The organism is Ruminococcus sp. FC2018, from assembly GCF_000621805.1.
Classification (GTDB): Bacteria; Bacillota; Clostridia; order Oscillospirales; family Ruminococcaceae; genus Hominimerdicola.
In genome coordinates, this window is the sequence record NZ_JHXH01000016.1 from 34299 (window position 1) to 50653 (window position 16355).

The following is a 16355-nucleotide window of genomic DNA, read 5'->3' on the forward strand; positions in this document are numbered from 1 at the left end:
TGCGGTGGCGTCCTATTTTTTGCGTAATTACGTGCTTTGAAGCACACTCGTAGCTCATATTATTACTCTAATGATCTTACACTCTTAAGAACGCCAAAACCCTGCCCATTTTATTCTTTGGGCAGGGTAGTTTTGTTGTTATGCCACTATTTCGATTTGGTATGTAATTGCTGATTCTGCGGTGTTTGCACGCAGTTTTCGTGGCGGGAATAAAAATTGGAGTTCGGGACCTTTCATTTTGACCATCTGACCGCCGACTGAACCTGCTTCACGGGAAGTAAGGTCGCCGTTGTAGCCCTGCTTCAGGTTTACTCCTACCTCGCTGGCTGCTTCCATCTTGAATCTGTTGAGGGTCTCTCTGCCCTGCTGTGATGTTATACCTTTCATCTTTAAAATCTCCTTTTTTCTTCGGGTCTGCTTTATTATCTTGCGCAGGCTTTACGAAATTATAAAAGGAAATTTTTGATTGTTTGAAAATACATAAGTACGAAATTATGGACTGTTATACTTTGGGTGACGTAATCTCATTTTCCTTTATTTCAATAATGTCATTTTTGTTAGTATCCTCATCGAGTTCCTCCAGTGTGATCTCAACAGGTTCTTCTTCCTTTTTATCCTGACTAAAGTCGCCCTCCATAAACCATTTGTACGCTCTTTTGGAAATAACCTTTGTTTCGGCAAAATCAATGCTGCCCCCAATGACAGCGCCAACACCGGGAACAAATTTTCCGAGGTTTACGATTCCCTTTTGACCAAATTTAGTAATGAATCTGAATCCGACTTTCTGATTGATCTTTGTAAGGACTTTGCCAGGTATCTTTTTTATCATTGACTCTGCAAATTTGACACCAAATTTTATTGTTGCTTGTTTTATGATCTCGTTAACGCTGACACCGGCAAGACAAGCATAAACAAATGTTTGTGTCTGATCACAATTAAGGTCATATCCCGACATATAAGCAATGCACGCTATCATTCGCATCTGAACATAAAGGACGCTGGTCACATTGGCTGGAAGCGTTACAGGTAGAGTGATTATTCCGCCAAAGCCTGTGAGAAAACCTGATGTGGTACACTTGGCAATCTGGCTCTTTATCATTGCTTTGCAGGCTTATTCCTTTGTTTTGTGTTTTTTAAGATAATCCTCTGCAAGTTCTTCGACGCTCGGACTTACTTTAGGTACACCGTTAACACTCTTTTCATAGCATGCTCCGAGCACTTTCATAATATCTTCTTGTGTTATTTTTTTTCCTCGGCTCTTTATTGTCCTCTTTTTTCTTCTCTCCCAGCATTTTTATTCCTCCTTGATTTTTGAAATGATATTTATTTCTATTTATTATATAGTCTGTGGAACATATTGTCAATAAAATCATTATATTTTTACTGTTAATAACTGAAGGATAAAACAAAAGCACCAACTGTACTGAAATTTGTACTGTTAGTGCTTTGCTTTCTTCAGGCTGTGAGCTTATCTATCAGCACAAGCATGCGGTTGTACTTTTTCACACAATATCTGATAAATGATCCGGATCTTTGGGGTATATGATAGTTTTTACGTGACCGTGATCAATACTGTAAGGTCGCAGAATCAGATCGCTGCCGTGATGAATAATGAAATAAAGTGATAACTTTATATCATTTTGATAATATTAGGCGAATATTAGGCGTAAAAATCTTAAAGATATTTTCTCAGATCGCAAAAAAAGGGGTTGACTTTTTTTGTTAAACATTGTAAAATATCTATATACTGTTAGAATGGATGAATTATGCTTATTTTCATTTTTCTAATAATACTTATCCTATATTCCACTGGCAAAGGGGGTGGTGTATTTATATGATAAAGAGAATGCTTGGTCGCATTGTCACGGCGGCCATTGCAGTTTGCATTGTGGCAGCAATAATGTGTTTTCCTGTATTCGCAGCAGGAGATACCTGTGAGCTTTATATCCCTGTATCCATAAGCGACAGCGGAGGCAAGATCCCTAAGGGGACTGTCTTTACAGTTGAGATAAAAAGCGAAACGGGAGCTCCTTTGCCTGAGAAAACGACTCTTACAGTCGATGTTTCAGGCAACTGTCAGTTCGGACCGATCGTATTTGACGAACCGGGCAATTATGAATACACCATCAGTGAGCATAAAGTCACGCAGGATAAAGTCATAACCGATGATACCGTGTATGATGTCCATATACTACCCTATAAAATTACACTACGAGTTCAAATAAAGATCCTTCCAAATCGTTTGGCTCAGCCGTTCGCACAAGTGTTGTGCATTAAACCTTGCTGTTGGCAGGGCTTTTTTTGTCTGTTTGAAGGTTATACTTTTTCGTATTGTAGCATAAGCCAAAGGGGCAGTCAACGGATAACAGTACAATTATTTGTACATGATCGGTTGGGTCGGTTTTTGTGCAATTAAGCATATCACACAAGCACTTTTTGTAGAAATTTACAATCCAAATCCGCTGTCATCAGGCAGGTGGTATGTGACCTTGCAGCTTGTTTAAAATGCAGATATTATCTTTTGGTTTTAATGTAAAGCAGTTGACATTATGCAAATGGATATGATAAAATAAGATAAACGGGTATATGCCGTAATGAACTGACAATGTCAGAGATATGCGGACAGTTATACCAGAATGAGGAGGAGAAAAGATGGCTATAAAAAAACGTATTATTGCAGCGTTAGCGTCAGCACTTTTTGCAGTTTCTATATTTCCGTTTTCCGCACTTGCAGATGCAGGACCTGCTTACGAAAAAAAGGATGTTACGGCATACAGATACAGCATGGATAAAAGCGAGACGCTTCAGTGCCTGTTCCTCAATGATCTGCCTGAGGTGCCGTATGTGAATGTTGAGGATTACCTTGACAGGATCTACGTTAAGGATTATACTACTTCGGCAAGCGGCGATGTTTACACAATAAGCGGAAACGGCATGACGATCGTGGCGGATACAACAAAGGACACGGTGACGATCAGCGGTTATGATTCAAACATAAGGCAGAATGTTGTTGTGTTGGAAAAGGAAGACGACCCTGAATATATCAAGTCACCTGGTACGGTTATAAATGGAACGGAAAAACCTGTCGTACTTGATTATTCAAAGTACAGCATCGATCTTATCGGCGACAGCGGAAAGCTGTATTTCCCTTTGACAACTATTTCGGATATGTTTGACTGCACATACCGTGCGGCAGAGTACATTGACGGTAATCTGTACTTTGTGGCGACCTTAACAATGAAGAGCGATAACGATGGTTATTTCGACCGTTCATCTGTTTACAAGAACACAGAACGCTCACAGGCAATGGCAGATTATACCTACAACGAGCTGTGCTTCTTTATGGATCATTTTTACGGCAGACCGTCAAAGGCTCCGATAGCAAAGAGCATTGCAGAAAAAGGATTCGATAAAGCTCTTGATGATTACAGCGGTGTAAAGCAGCTGCTTCGCTCAACGAACCGTGCTGATTTTCATATCGGTACAATGATGCTGCTCGATCCCACCGAGGACGGCGGACATACGTCATTGTGCGGCGGTATACTCAGCGAGCTTGATAGCTATAGTGAGGATGAGGACTGTGTGATGTTAAGTGATTTCACAGGGAAAATGCTTAAGACCGGTTTGATCGCAAAGATACTCAATAAAACTGATGATAGTGAGATCACCAAAGAAAAGATCAAAAATGTCAGAGAAGAAAAGCTTAAGGATGCAACTTTATTAAAGAAATGGGAAGATAATAAAACGGCACTTTATGTTAAGGGCGAAACTGCTCTTTTCCAGTTTGGATCATTTATTCAGGGCGTTGTTGACGATTTCAAATGGTCGCTTGATTACGCATCAAAAAACGGAATAAAGAATTTTGTGATCGATATTGCTGCAAACGACGGCGGAGACGAAACGATAGCGCACTTTATTAACACTATCATCGCAAACAAGCAGAAAAACAATAATGAAATAAATGCAAAAATGCGCAGTATGGTCAGCGGCAATATTCTTGATACCAAATGGATATCCGACCTTGACCGAAACGGAATAATAGACGATAAGGATAAAACCGTATATTACGATCTTAACTATGCTATTCTCACATCAAGCGCCTCCTTCTCAAGCGCAAACCTGATGCCATGTATGGCAAAGGATAACGGCATACTTATCATCGGTGAGACCTCCGGCGGCGGTACATGTATGCTCAGCAAGCATTATTACCCCGACGGCACGTACTATATGACCTCAGGAGATTTAGTTTTGCTTCGTGGTGACAAAACTGATGTCGAAAGCGGCGCAAAGGTGGATTTTGACCTTACGTTCATCGGCGAGGACGGCTTGAAGCACTACGACAATTTCTATGATTTTGCAAAGCTGGAGGAATGTATCAACAAGTTCTATGGCATAGCTCCGGAAGTCAAGCCGGAGGTCAAGCCTCAGGAGCAGCCAAAGGTTGAGCCTGCAAAGGCAGAGGCAGACAAGGACGCAGCTCCTCCGACAGGTCACGTGGGGAACACGTTTACGGTCACAGTTCTTTTTATAGCCGTTTGTACGCTGGCTGTTAAGAGAAAGGACGAAGAGTAGATCCACACGGCGAAATAATGAGCGACAACAAACCCTGCTCGATCAGTTTCGGGCAGGGTATTATTATTGTATGCTGAAGCATACAAAGAGATCCACCGCCGTGAGTTTCACGGCAGCGGATCCTGTCTTTATATTTGGTATTATGACTATGGAGCGCCGAGAACGGGATCCTGCTTTTGTGCCTGCGCTTGGCGATCCTTCTCGATCTGCATTTCCATTCTCGCTTTCTGAGTATCCTCAATAATGATCTGCTTGCCTGCCTGATGCAGCTGCTCCAGAAGTTCATTGCCGTTCTTTGCCTTGCCGATGATAGCATTCAGTTCCTTAGTGCTCTTTATGTCTTGTGCCATTCTATTGAAGTCGTCTCTGGTCTTGATGTCTTCAGCGGCAGCGTTAAGATATTCATCCGACATAAGCTCGTCCAGCTCCGCCGACAACTCCTCCTGCGTCATAGTTTCGCCCATCTCCTGCATACCGACCTTCATGCTCTTTACAGTTCTTGCAGCGGTCTGTATGGCGATCATCTTAGCCATTGCATCAATGACCTGCTCCCTCTGCTGGTCAAAGAATTCGTCCTCGCTCAGATACTCAGGACGCTTTGCATTTGCAATGCGGTCAAGCTCCTTCCTCTGTTCATTGACCTTATGATCCTCTACATCGATCCTGATCTTGCTGACCTTGCTTTCTGCTTCCATATTTTCCTGAGCGCTCAGCTCGTTGAGTACGGCAGGCTCTGTAAGATGCTCTTTTACAGTCTCCTGTATCTTTGCGGCAAAGGGGTCATTAGGATGCAGCTCTGCCTCTGCTTTCATCTCCATAAGCTTTTGAACATATACGGCAAAGGAATAAGCTATCTCCTTCTTCTTTTTCCTGTCCTTGATCTCACAAGAGTCGTAGTAATCAGACCAGGTGATGCCGTCTATCATAGCGTCGACCATCGTGCTGAGCTTAGCAGTCTCTTCTGTGGGCTTTGTCGTGTTCTTTATATTTTTAAGCTCGACAACTGTCATCTGCCTATCCATGTCAAGGAAGAAACTTCTCTTTTGATTGTCTAAGTTGACTCCGTTAAGAGCTCTCTGATCTTTCACAGGCTTTGTCACATCGTAGATAAGGTCGCCTTTTTTGACGGAATCATGGTTTGTAAAATTGTAGATCTCTCGCTGGTCATCAGGCTTTTTTGCGTCCTCGTTAAACTGCTTTTCAAAGTGGAGTATATTCTTTTCGGCAGATCTTACATCAGACACAAACTTATTGCGCAGATCCTTCATCTTTGCAAGGTCGGGAACCGGCTTGTTAAATTCCTTTACCCACTGAACGTTGTGCTCCTCAAGGCTCACAAAGTCCTGCATAATACCCAGAACGCCAAATTTTTTCAGCGACTTTTCTACCACAACGGGATCCTTATAGCTGTATTTGGCAATATCCATGCTGCCGTTTTTATCTTCACGCTCAATATCCAGAATAACATCCTGAAATTTCTGGATACCTTTGGCGCTCTTATAAAACATGGCTCCGGGAGCAGGCAAAACTCCGATGCCCTCCAGCGCTGCTTTTTCCTTTGTCTTTAACAGCTTTACGGTGTTGTTCAGGTAAGCGTGCTCAGGCTTGTCCTTATACTTTTTCTCTATCTTGTCAAGAAGCGATAATTGCTTTTTAAGAGAGCCCACGAGCTGCTTGTCCTCAACGTTAACGAATCTGGTAATACCCTTGCTATCTTCGCCGTTGTAGAGGTCGAAGTTTGACATTCTGAACGTTTCGCCGTTGCCGTTCACGACCTTTACAGAGTTTTTCTGATCCAGGACCGCAACCTCATCACCTATTTCATCGTCATAATACACATCTGATGAGTGGCGGCTCGCTTCATTACGCATATCGTATACCTGAGCTCTCAGCGGGTCGTCTGCAGGTAAAAGGGCATAGATGTTGTACCAATACTGCTCAATATTGATCTGTGTATTAACATGTGATTTTCTTACAAGCTTTGGCATAAGTCATTTCTCCTTTGGATCTATTTCTTCAAGTTTTTTGTTCGCTTTCATAAGTAATACCCCCGCCGGAAACAAACGGGTGCAAAAAATATAATTAAAAAAGAGAATGGCTGTTAGTGCAGCGGCTGTTAAGAGAAAAGGCGTGGAGCAGATGCACAGGTGGGACAATGAGTGGCAATAACAAACCCTGCTCGATCAGTTTCGGGCAGGGTATATTTTATTGTTATGGGTCACTAACAGTTCAGCGGATATTATAATAGTCACCGCTGCACTTTATTCGTGCAGCATATACTGTGTATCTCTGTCGATAATGCTAAGCATTGCTGTTGCAGGTGCTAAATCGAACTGCGTGCCGATGTTTTTCTCTATCTCGCTGCGTGCCACCGCCTGAGGCAGATATTTTCTGTAGCTGCGGTTTGAGGTCATTGTATCATAGCTGTCGGCTACGGCAATTATTCTTGCCATATACGGTATATCGTAGCCTGATAATCCGTCGGGGTAGCCCTTGCCGTCTACTCGCTCGTGATGATAGCGTGCGCCTATGGACAGATCGGGCATACTTTGTATCTGCGAAAGGATATCATATCCGTAGATGGGGTGCTTTTTGATTATTTCATATTCCTCGTCAGTAAGCTTTGTAGTTTTATTGATAATCGTATTGGGTATGCCTATCTTGCCGATATCGTGCAAAAGTCCCATATAATAGATGTCAAGCTGCTGCTGCTTTGACATACCGAGCTCTGAGGCTATCATCATCGAATACATCGCCACACGCAGAGAGTGGCCGTTGGTGTATTTGTCCTTTGCGTCGATCGTGCGTGCAAGTGCTTCCATGACTTCTGTGGTGAGGGTCTTGATCTTCTCTGTGTACGAGGTGATCTCCTGCACAAGTGCCCCTACGTCATGAGACAGCACACCTATCTCGTTATGAGTTTTGATCTTTTTCAGATGCTCCTGTGCAGCTTCGCTGTCCTTGCTTTTCATATACTCTCTCACAGTCAGCTGGACATTTGAAAGGGGTTTGATCGCAAGGCGGTTGACAAGTATCATCAGTATGATGCAGCACAGGACCATTCCGCCCAGCAAAAGCCCTGCCATCAACCAGATCTGCTCCACAAGCTGTGAATGGAAAGAATCCCAGTTGTAGTCGATAGCCATAACGGCTTTTATCTCTCCGTTATAGACAAGGGGCATATAGCCTATGTAATAGTTGCTGCCGCTTTCCCACTCGGCAGGTGCAACTTCAAAGGCGTAGGTATCATAGTCGCCGTCAAGTATCTTTTTTATAGCGGGGTGAGATTTCAGCTCCAGCTTACACCTGTCTCCAAGGACGCTGTTATTATCGCCCTCATTTTTTGCAGCCTCATAATAAACAAACCCACGATCCTTTTCACGGATATCTATACACACCATACCTCCGTATTTGAAGACATTAGTCTGGCTGTCAAATGAAATCGTGATATTTTTATATATTGACTGGGCAAGGAACAGTTTTTCTTCCTCGGGGAGCGAGGCGATCATCTGGTCAATAGTTATGTTTTTATCACGGAGTTTTGTATAGACATCATCAAAAAAGTTATAATCAGTTTTTATGGAAGGTGTTTTTATCTCGCTGCTGTGTTCTTTGCTGTAATCAAAGAACCATGACATGACTTCGGGAAATTCCATCATATCTTTCACGAATTTAAAATCACGCTCGATCATGTCGTTCTTTGCGCTCAGATAGCTGTTTCTTGAGCTGTAATACATAGCGATGGTACCGATCACAGTGCCGATAACATAAAACAGCATCACAAGCGCAAGTATCTGCAATCTGAGGCGGCGTTTGTTCTTCAATGCTACTCCTCGCTTTCGTTATGAAACTTTCATGGTTTTGCTGTTTTTGATTATAGCACAAATAAAATGGTTTATCAACAATTTTTTTAATTATTTTTCTTGTTTAGTTTAAGCTCAAAGCATGATAAAGCACCATTGAATTTTCGGGGCAGTATTATTTGATCGGGGTGAGATCATTTATAAAAAATGCCAACCATACAAAGATTGTACGGTCAGCATTTTTTTCTTTCAAGCTTTCACAACAGCATTACGGCTTATTCTTTATTTACGCCGTAAGCATGAAGATACATCTTATGCCTGTGAGGAAGAGGTATCTTTACCGGTCTGCTCGGAGTTATCCGTTGTCTGCTTATCTTCGGAAGATTTGCTGTGCTTATGCTTTGACGAAACCTTTACCTTAACAAGCTTATTATTCTCGTCGTATTTAAGCTTTACTATATCGCCCACGCTTATATCGGAAGCGGTAATTGCCTCGCCTTTTTTCTTCAGGGCAACTTCTGAAGTGATATCCGCCTGAACGGTGGTGCCGTTTTCGGTGAATTCACCTTTGCTGCCTTTACCGCCATGCTTTCTGCCGTGCTTTCTTGGGGCTCTCTTTTCGGAAGTTCCGGTGCGGGCGGAGTCAGATGATTTGCTGTTTGAGTCTGTATCAGAACCGGACACGGTGCTGTCAGAGCTCGTTTTCTTTTTGCCTTTGGTCTTGCTTACAGAGCCTGAACTGTCGTCAGATGATGTTTTTGCGCCGTCGCTCTGACCGGAGGTAAACTCACCCAATGCAACGGTAATACTGCTGCCGTTTATGGCTGTGACCTTGCCGACTTTAACGTTGGTCGTTTTTGTTTTGGCGGTATCTGTCTGTGCTGAAGCGGCAGGCTGCTGAGTGCTTTCGGCGGCAGTAACGCTGAAAGCAGTGAGTGATGACGTTGCCATTATCAATGCGCATAGACACGCCAGTGTTCTTTTTGAAACCTTCATTGTTATCACTGTCCTTTCATGTTTCGTTTTTCGGGCTTTTCCCTGTGAGATCCAGGGGGTAACGTGCCTCCTTTCAACCAAAGCCCTTTTATTCTCTTTGGGCTCAAAGCAGATTTTCTGAGCCTGAACTGATTATATTCCCCTGACTTAAAATTTGATTTAAATAATAATGACAGGTAAATAACTTCTGTAAGAATTAAAAGCACTAAGAGTACGAAAAAATGTACGCTTAGTGCTTATTTTTCTGTATCGCTTTCACTTGCAAGGGGATTAGTCCCGATGCCGTATTTTACTCGAAGTCGTTTGAATATCCTGCCTAAGGGCTGCATAAACAGAGCAAGGAAAATAACGTTTGAGACCGCATAGGTCACGGTGACCCAGGCGGCAGAGGAGATAAGAGCGAGATAACGGGAGAATATAATTTTGCCGTCCGTCCACAGGCAGGTATAAAGGTCCATGAGCAGGGAAAAGAAAACGCCTATCACCGCTCCGTATACAAGCAGCAGGATACGGTTTTTCACCAGCCATTTGCCAAGCATACCTGCAAAGTATCCTGTAAGCCCCCAGGCAAGCATCTGGAAGGGTGTCCAGCCTCCTTGTCCGAAATAGAAGTTAGAGACCAATGCTGTGAAGGCACCCACCATAAAGCCTGTTTCTCTGCCAAAATAGATGGCTGTAAGAATGATTATGGCGGAGCAGGGTTTAAGGGAGGGAAGAAAGGCAAAGACTATCCTTCCAACCACAGAGAGGGCGCTCATCAGGGCGATGATAACCAGTTCGGCGGCGGGAGAGCTTTTCTTTTCATAGATATACAGGTAGGCAGCAATCATAAGGATCACCACGCTGATACATGAAAAGCTTACGGAGCGTTCCTTGAAAAATACCATTCCTGTCACGCACACAGCAGGGATACACAAGAGGAAAACGCAAAGGCTTATAACTCGTGCTTTCATCTGCGTTCACTCTCCTTGACCGCTTTTTCCAGGGCGGCTGTGGTGGTCACGCCGGGGAAGACGCTGCGGGCTATCCTGCTTGCATCGGTGGTATAAAAATTATTGTGGGAGAAAAATTCATTTGCCACAGTCTTGCTGTGTATTTTTCCGTCAAAAAACAATGCACAGGTATGGGCGTACTCGGCGGCAAAGTCAAGGTCATGGGTGGCGATGATAACGGTTTTGCCTTGCTCACACAGGCGGGTAAGTGTGTTGCCCAGCAGAGCTTTGGCGGCAGGGTCAAGCCCTTTGCCCGGTTCGTCAAGAAAGAGTATTTCCGGCTTGGTGAGCAGCAGTTTGACCAGGGCGCATTTTTGTATTTCTCCCCCGCTCAGGTCATAGGGGTTCATATCAAGCAGCGGCTCAATATCAAAGGTTCGGACAAGCTCATCAAGGGTATCCGTTTGTCCCATAAACTTACAGGTGTTTTCAAACTCCTGCCCTACGGTGGGGCTTACAAACAGCTCGCAGGGGTCCTGTGGCATATAGGCTACATTTTCACGGTAAAGGGTATTACCTTTATATGCTTTGATGTTTTTTCCGTTGATAGTAATCTTGCCCTGCCATGGTCTGAGTATTCCGCAGAAAAGCTTTAACATGGTGGTCTTTCCGCAGCCGTTGGAGCCTACGGCGGCAAAAAATTCTCCTTGTTTTACGCATACATCAAGGCAGTCCACAACGTCCTTGCCGTTTGGGGAATATCTGAAATAGAGGTCATTGGCTTTAAATGCCAAGGGCTTATTTTTATCCTGTTTGACAAGTGTGGGCTTGTCCGGCTTTTTGTCAAAGGTCTGCTCCAGAATATTCTTGGCATCTCTGACGTAAAGGGCGGTTTTGCCCAGGGGGAGCAGAGTTCTGGTACAGGGCGGGATATAGCCTTGAAGTGCAGGGTCATCGGCTGCTGCGGCGATAAAGCTTTGTTTATCGTAACACTTTGCTCTGCCGTTTTCAAGGAGAATTATCTTATCACAATAGGGGAATATTTCACGGGGACGGTGCTCGGCAATGACCAGGGTGATGCCAAGCTCGCTGTTGAGCCGCACAAGCAGAGAAAACAGCTTGCTTGTGCCGATGGGATCAAGCTGTGCGGCAGGTTCGTCAAGCAAGAGTATCTTTGGGGACTGCACCAGGGCGGAGCAGAGGCAGCACAGCTGTTTTTGTCCGCCGGAAAGGTTATGTATAGGACGGTCATAGATGTCCTCGATACCCAGATAGGTTGCCATTTCGCCAACTCTGCCCAGTATTTCACGGCTGTTGGTACCCAGGTTCTCCAGTCCGAAGGCAAGCTCGGAGCTGACCTTATGGGTGACAGTCTGGGTATGGGGATCCTGAGAAATATAGGACAGGGTGCGGGTGCTTTCAAGCAGGGAAAGTTCATTTTGAGGTTTGCCGTTTATATTTATTTCGCCGCAAAGCTCTCCTGCGGGAGCGATCTCTTTTTTCAGTAGCTTCAAAAGGGTAGTTTTGCCGCTGCCTGTTTTGCCAACAACAAGCACCACCTGAGATGGCTGCACATCAAAGGTGACATCGTGCAGGGTATGGTTACGGCTGCCGTTATATCTGAATTTCAGCTTGCTGCAGGACAGTATCTCCATAACAGTTTCTCCTTGATAATATAGTACATTGGTGACAGGCACAGCAGAAAATAGCTTCCCACGCCAAGGGCATCAAAGCCTTGGGTGGATAGACGGGGATAGTACCAGTAATCCAGCCGCCGGCTTCCGATCAGGACATAACAGGTGATGCACAGGGCAAGGGAAAAGGCAAGAGCTGCGGCATCCTTTTTGCGAAAATGTCTTCGCTGTGAATAGGTGCGGCTCTTTGATCCGTAGCCTCTGGCTTTCATGGAAAGGGATATATCAATGACCTGTTCAGCCTCATAGGCAAGGCAGGCAGTGAATATCATTGCTGTGCGTTTAAGGCTTTTCCGACGGGTGCCTCCGCCGGCATAAAAGGCATGGAGCAGCCGGGTATATTTACTGTGAAGCTTGGGGATAAAGCCAAGTATCATAGATATAACAAGAGCGGTCTTGGGCATACGTTTGCCAAAAACCGCAAGTATTTCATCCTGTGTGATAAGGGCACTCCAGACGCCGAACCATATCAGCAGGCTTGCGATGGAGCATCCAAGGCTGAGCCCGTAAAGTAGTGCTTCAAGGGTATAGGGCTGTTTGCCCACATAAAACAGCTCGGTCATGCCTCGGTGGACAAAAAGGGGATTGGTGACAGCCATTACAGCCATTATCAGAGCGCAGACGGCAAGAAGCTTCAGCGACTCTTTCTTTTTAATGCTCACAAGCAGCACCACGCCTCCAGTCAGGGCGCAGACCTGCAGATACGGATTTACCGTAAATACACAAATGCTCATGACGCATAGAAAATACGTCATGGGCACTGTGGGGTCAAATGTTTTCAGATAGCACATTATGCTGCCTTCTGGGTAGTGGTCTCTGTATCGGCAGGGTAAAGCTTATTATAGTCGCACACGTAGAAGAACTCCACTTTATCGCCGGCTTTGAGCTTGCAGGCATCTGCGCCGACGTCGGGGATCGTGCCGTTTACCTTGAACATCCAGCCGGAGGTCTTTCCGCAGGAGCCTTCGCTGATGTGGTTGATACCGCTGACATATGTACCGTACTCTGTCTTTTTAGTCTCCACCTTGATGTTGTTATCCTCTGCTGCCTTGTTGAGCAGGTCAAGGGCGGTCATACCGTCGGTTATCTCATAGCTTTTGCCGTCAAGGACTTTTCCGCTCTTTGGAACGAACTCTTCGCTTTGCAGTCCCTTTTCAAGGGTATCGTAGTTTGCAAGTATATCGGCAACGTCGATAGTCATTACAGCTTGCTGTTTATTGTCCTGTGAGGAGGAGCTTTCTGCGGCTGAGGATGGATCGGCGGCAGATACTGCATCGGCGTTGGAGGACGACTCGCTTACAGAGCTTGCTCCTGCAGTGGATGAGCTTTTGCTGTCGGAAGAAGAGCTTGAATCTCCGCAGGAAACCAGGCAGGCAGTACAAAGGACTGCTGCGGCTAACATTGATAATAATTTTTTCATTTCACATTTCTCCTTACTGTTAGTGATAACTAAATTATATCACACTGAATTAATAAGTCAATATATAAAGCGACAGAAAAACCGACGGGATCCGTAGGTTTTTGGTCAAACTGACTACTCAGCAGCTTTACTACTCGCCATAGACGGTCTTTGCGTAGTCAACGGTAGCTTTGGCGTCCTTGGCATAGCAGTCTGCGCCTATCTTTTGGGCATAGTCCGCTGTAAGCACTGCGCCGCCTACCACGGTCTTACAGCCGGGGTACTGTTCGTTGAGCAGCTTTATAGTTTGTTCCATAGCACCAACGGTGGTGGTCATAAGGGCAGAAAGCCCCACCAGCTTGACCTGCTTTTCGATAGCAGTATCCACTATTTTCTGAGGGGGGACGTCCTTTCCAAGGTCGATGACCTGGTAGCCGTAGTTTTCAAGGAGCAGGCGTACGATATTTTTTCCGATATCGTGGACGTCGCCCTGGACGGTGGCAATAACTATTTTTCCCTTATCCGCTTTAACGCCCTTTGCAGCCATAGATTGCTTTATAACGCCGAAGGCACTTTGTGCAGCGGTGGCAGCTTGAATGAGCTGGGGGAGGAAGACCTTGCCTTTTTCGTAATCCTCTCCCACTTTATCAAGGGCGGGTATAAGCATATTGTCCACCACCTCAAGAGCAGGCAGGTCTTTGAGGGCATCCTGTGTGAGCCGTGCGGCATCCTGTCGCAGACCACGGATAACTGCACTTTCAAGAGTGATATCAGCTGCGCTGTCACTGCCGGGTGAAGCGGATACAGGAGCACCTGCGCTATCCTGATATGCGGCGATAAAGCTCCGGCAGCCCGGGTCAAAGCCTGACAGCATTCTGAACGCACGCACCGTATCGGTCATGCCCTCTGCCATGGGATTGATTATTGGCAGGGTAAGTCCGTTTTGCAAAGCCATGCACAGGAAATTACGGTTGATAAGGGGGCGGTTAGGAAGTCCGAAGCTTATGTTTGAAACGCCAAGGACGGTTTGAAGTCCAAGCTCTTCACGTACACGGCGTACTGCCTGAAGTGTTTGTCCCGGTCCTGTTTCCCCTGTGGAGGCAGTAAGAGTCAGACAGTCGATAAACACGTCCTTTTCAGGGATCCCAAGGGATACGGCTTTTTCAAGTATACGCTTTGCAATATCAAACCGCTGCTGTGCTGTTTCGGGGATACCGTTCTCGTCAAGAGTCAATCCTACCACAGCTGCACCGTAATGCTTTACAAGGGGCAGCACCGTTTCAAGGGACTGCTGTTTACCGTTGACGGAATTTATTATAGGTTTACCCGGATACACACGCAGGGCAGCTTCAAGAGCCTGTGCAGAAGAGGAATCAAGCTGCAGGGGAAGGTCGGTGACTTCAAGGATAGCGTTGACTGCCTGTGGCAGCACGGCTGCTTCGTCGATACCGGGAGTTCCCACGTTAACATCGAGAATATCAGCTCCCGAATCGGTCTGGGATATAGCTTCAGAGCGGATATAGTCAAAATCATTGTCAAGCAGGGCTTGCTTCATTCGCTTTTTGCCCGTGGGGTTGATACGCTCGCCGATGATCCGAGGCATATCAAGCAGCACAGTTTTTGTTCCTGAGCAGACTGCGGCCGGGCAGGCTTTTTCACGATCCCCTCGCCTTATGTTTTCAAGCTTTGCCCGCATTGCTCGGATAAAGTCGGGGGTCGTTCCGCAGCAACCGCCGAAGATCTGCACACCGCACTGTGCAAACCGGGGCATATACTCCGCAAAGTCGTCGGGGGTAAGGTGATACTCTCCGGTGACAGGATCGGGCAGACCTGCGTTTGGCTTTGCGATAAGGGGCAGGCTTGTCCACTTTGAAAGCTCTTTTATCATGGGCAGGATCTCCCCGGGACCAAGGGAGCAGTTTATGCCTATGGCTGATGCGCCAAGTCCTTCAAGCGTAATAGCTGCGGCGGAGATCGGGCAGCCTGTAAAAGTACGTCCGTTTTCGGTGAAGGTCATGGTGACAAATACAGGCAGGTCGGTATTCTCCTTTGCGGCAAGAAGAGCTGCTTTTGTTTCAAGCAGATCGCTCATGGTTTCGATCACCACAAGTTCCGCACCTGCTTTTGCACCTGCAAGACACATGGTTTTAAAGGAATCATACGCTTGCTCAAAGGTCATTTGTCCCGCAGGCGGCATAAGCTGCCCTGTGGGTCCGATGTCAAGCGCAACACATACGTCCTCACCTACCGCCTGCTTCGCAAGTGCAATGGCTGCAGTTATGCTCTCCGCCGGGTCAACACCCGTACCCGCAAGCTTTATCGGGTTTGCTCCGAACGTGTTTGCGTAAACTATCTGTGAGCCTGCCTGGGCATATGCCTTGTGTACCGCCGCTACTCGCTCGGGCTCCGTAAGATTGAGCCGCTCAGGCAGTTCCCCCGGTCTGAGCCGCAGCATGGTCCCCATGCCGCCATCTAAATATGTGTATTCGTTTCTTAATAGCCTCTGTATCTCCATCTTTACCTCCTATGGTCTATCGTAAATCAGAATTTGTCGGGGTATGCGTGTCGAGCAGCTGGGGGAAACCCTTTTGGAGAAGGGTTCTCCCCCAGGCCCCCTTCCTAAACCTTTTAATGACTTTTCAGCAACGGGAGGCAAAGCTCCCGTCACTGAAAAGTGTTAGAGAGTTCAGAAAAAGAGTTTGAGAAAAAACGCTCCCAAGAGAATACCCACAGTTGCTTGACAGGTATACCTCAACAAATGCGGATTTACCGAGGTTTGCACAACACAGCTCTACTCTTGTACAGTTATCACAAAGTGAAAGCCCGGAGCGGCACGAAAGCCGTTGCCTGCTCAAACCGATATGCGACGGACAAGCGTGCCGCCGCGGCGGCAAATTCTGATTTATGTTATGGTTTTCGCATTTTACAGGTTTTATTATAGGGACAATCGGAACAGGAT

The 16355-nt window shown here is 45.9% G+C and carries 12 protein-coding genes; 2 read left to right on the forward strand and 10 right to left on the reverse strand.

Annotated features, from left to right (window positions below; translation table 11 throughout):
* Positions 1-138 precede the first annotated feature (138 nt).
* Positions 139-387, reverse strand: coding sequence for an alpha/beta-type small acid-soluble spore protein (locus T494_RS14210; protein WP_242836431.1), 249 nt, complete (start codon positions 385-387; stop codon positions 139-141).
* 115 nt (positions 388-502) lie between these two features.
* Positions 503-1099, reverse strand: a complete 597-nt coding sequence (locus T494_RS12975) for an EcsC family protein (RefSeq protein ID WP_242836432.1) — start codon at positions 1097-1099, stop codon at positions 503-505.
* Positions 1100-1834: 735 nt separating this feature from the next.
* Here T494_RS12975 and T494_RS0110285 point away from each other — a divergent pair.
* Together T494_RS0110285 and T494_RS0110290 are read left to right on the forward strand one after the other, a co-directional pair.
* Positions 1835-2416 carry an FctA domain-containing protein gene (locus T494_RS0110285; protein WP_028506224.1) on the forward strand — a complete coding sequence of 194 codons (582 nt, stop codon included), beginning with the start codon at positions 1835-1837 and terminating at the stop codon, positions 2414-2416.
* A gap of 236 nt (positions 2417-2652) precedes the next feature.
* A complete protein-coding gene (locus T494_RS0110290; RefSeq protein ID WP_028506225.1) occupies positions 2653-4572 on the forward strand; it encodes a S41 family peptidase in 1920 nt (639 codons plus the stop codon).
* Positions 4573-4718: 146 nt separating this feature from the next.
* Here T494_RS0110290 and T494_RS0110295 read toward each other — a convergent pair whose 3' ends face one another.
* The 8 genes from T494_RS0110295 to T494_RS0110330 all read right to left on the reverse strand — a co-directional run bounded on the left by T494_RS0110295 (position 4719) and on the right by T494_RS0110330 (position 15911).
* Positions 4719-6560, reverse strand: coding sequence for a hypothetical protein (locus T494_RS0110295; RefSeq protein WP_028506226.1), 1842 nt, complete (start codon positions 6558-6560; stop codon positions 4719-4721).
* 273 nt (positions 6561-6833) lie between these two features.
* A complete protein-coding gene (locus tag T494_RS14215) occupies positions 6834-8396 on the reverse strand; it encodes an HD-GYP domain-containing protein (protein ID WP_242836433.1) in 1563 nt (520 codons plus the stop codon).
* 291 nt (positions 8397-8687) lie between these two features.
* On the reverse strand, positions 8688-9371 hold the full coding sequence (locus tag T494_RS0110305; protein ID WP_028506227.1) for a hypothetical protein: 684 nt from the start codon (positions 9369-9371) through the stop codon (positions 8688-8690).
* A 236-nt stretch (positions 9372-9607) separates the two neighbouring features.
* Complete coding sequence (locus T494_RS12985) at positions 9608-10324, reverse strand: ECF transporter S component (RefSeq protein ID WP_051540350.1); 717 nt, start codon at positions 10322-10324, stop codon at positions 9608-9610.
* Complete coding sequence (locus tag T494_RS12990) at positions 10321-11958, reverse strand: ABC transporter ATP-binding protein (protein WP_051540352.1); 1638 nt, start codon at positions 11956-11958, stop codon at positions 10321-10323. Before T494_RS12990 ends, T494_RS12985 begins: the two co-directional genes overlap by 4 nt.
* Entirely contained in the window at positions 11931-12788 is an 858-nt protein-coding gene (locus T494_RS0110320; RefSeq protein ID WP_028506228.1) for an energy-coupling factor transporter transmembrane component T, read from the reverse strand. Before T494_RS0110320 ends, T494_RS12990 begins: the two co-directional genes overlap by 28 nt.
* A complete protein-coding gene (locus tag T494_RS0110325) occupies positions 12788-13417 on the reverse strand; it encodes a DUF4430 domain-containing protein (protein ID WP_028506229.1) in 630 nt (209 codons plus the stop codon). Before T494_RS0110325 ends, T494_RS0110320 begins: the two co-directional genes overlap by 1 nt.
* A gap of 130 nt (positions 13418-13547) precedes the next feature.
* A complete protein-coding gene (locus T494_RS0110330) occupies positions 13548-15911 on the reverse strand; it encodes a homocysteine S-methyltransferase family protein (RefSeq protein ID WP_028506230.1) in 2364 nt (787 codons plus the stop codon).
* Positions 15912-16355 lie beyond the last annotated feature (444 nt).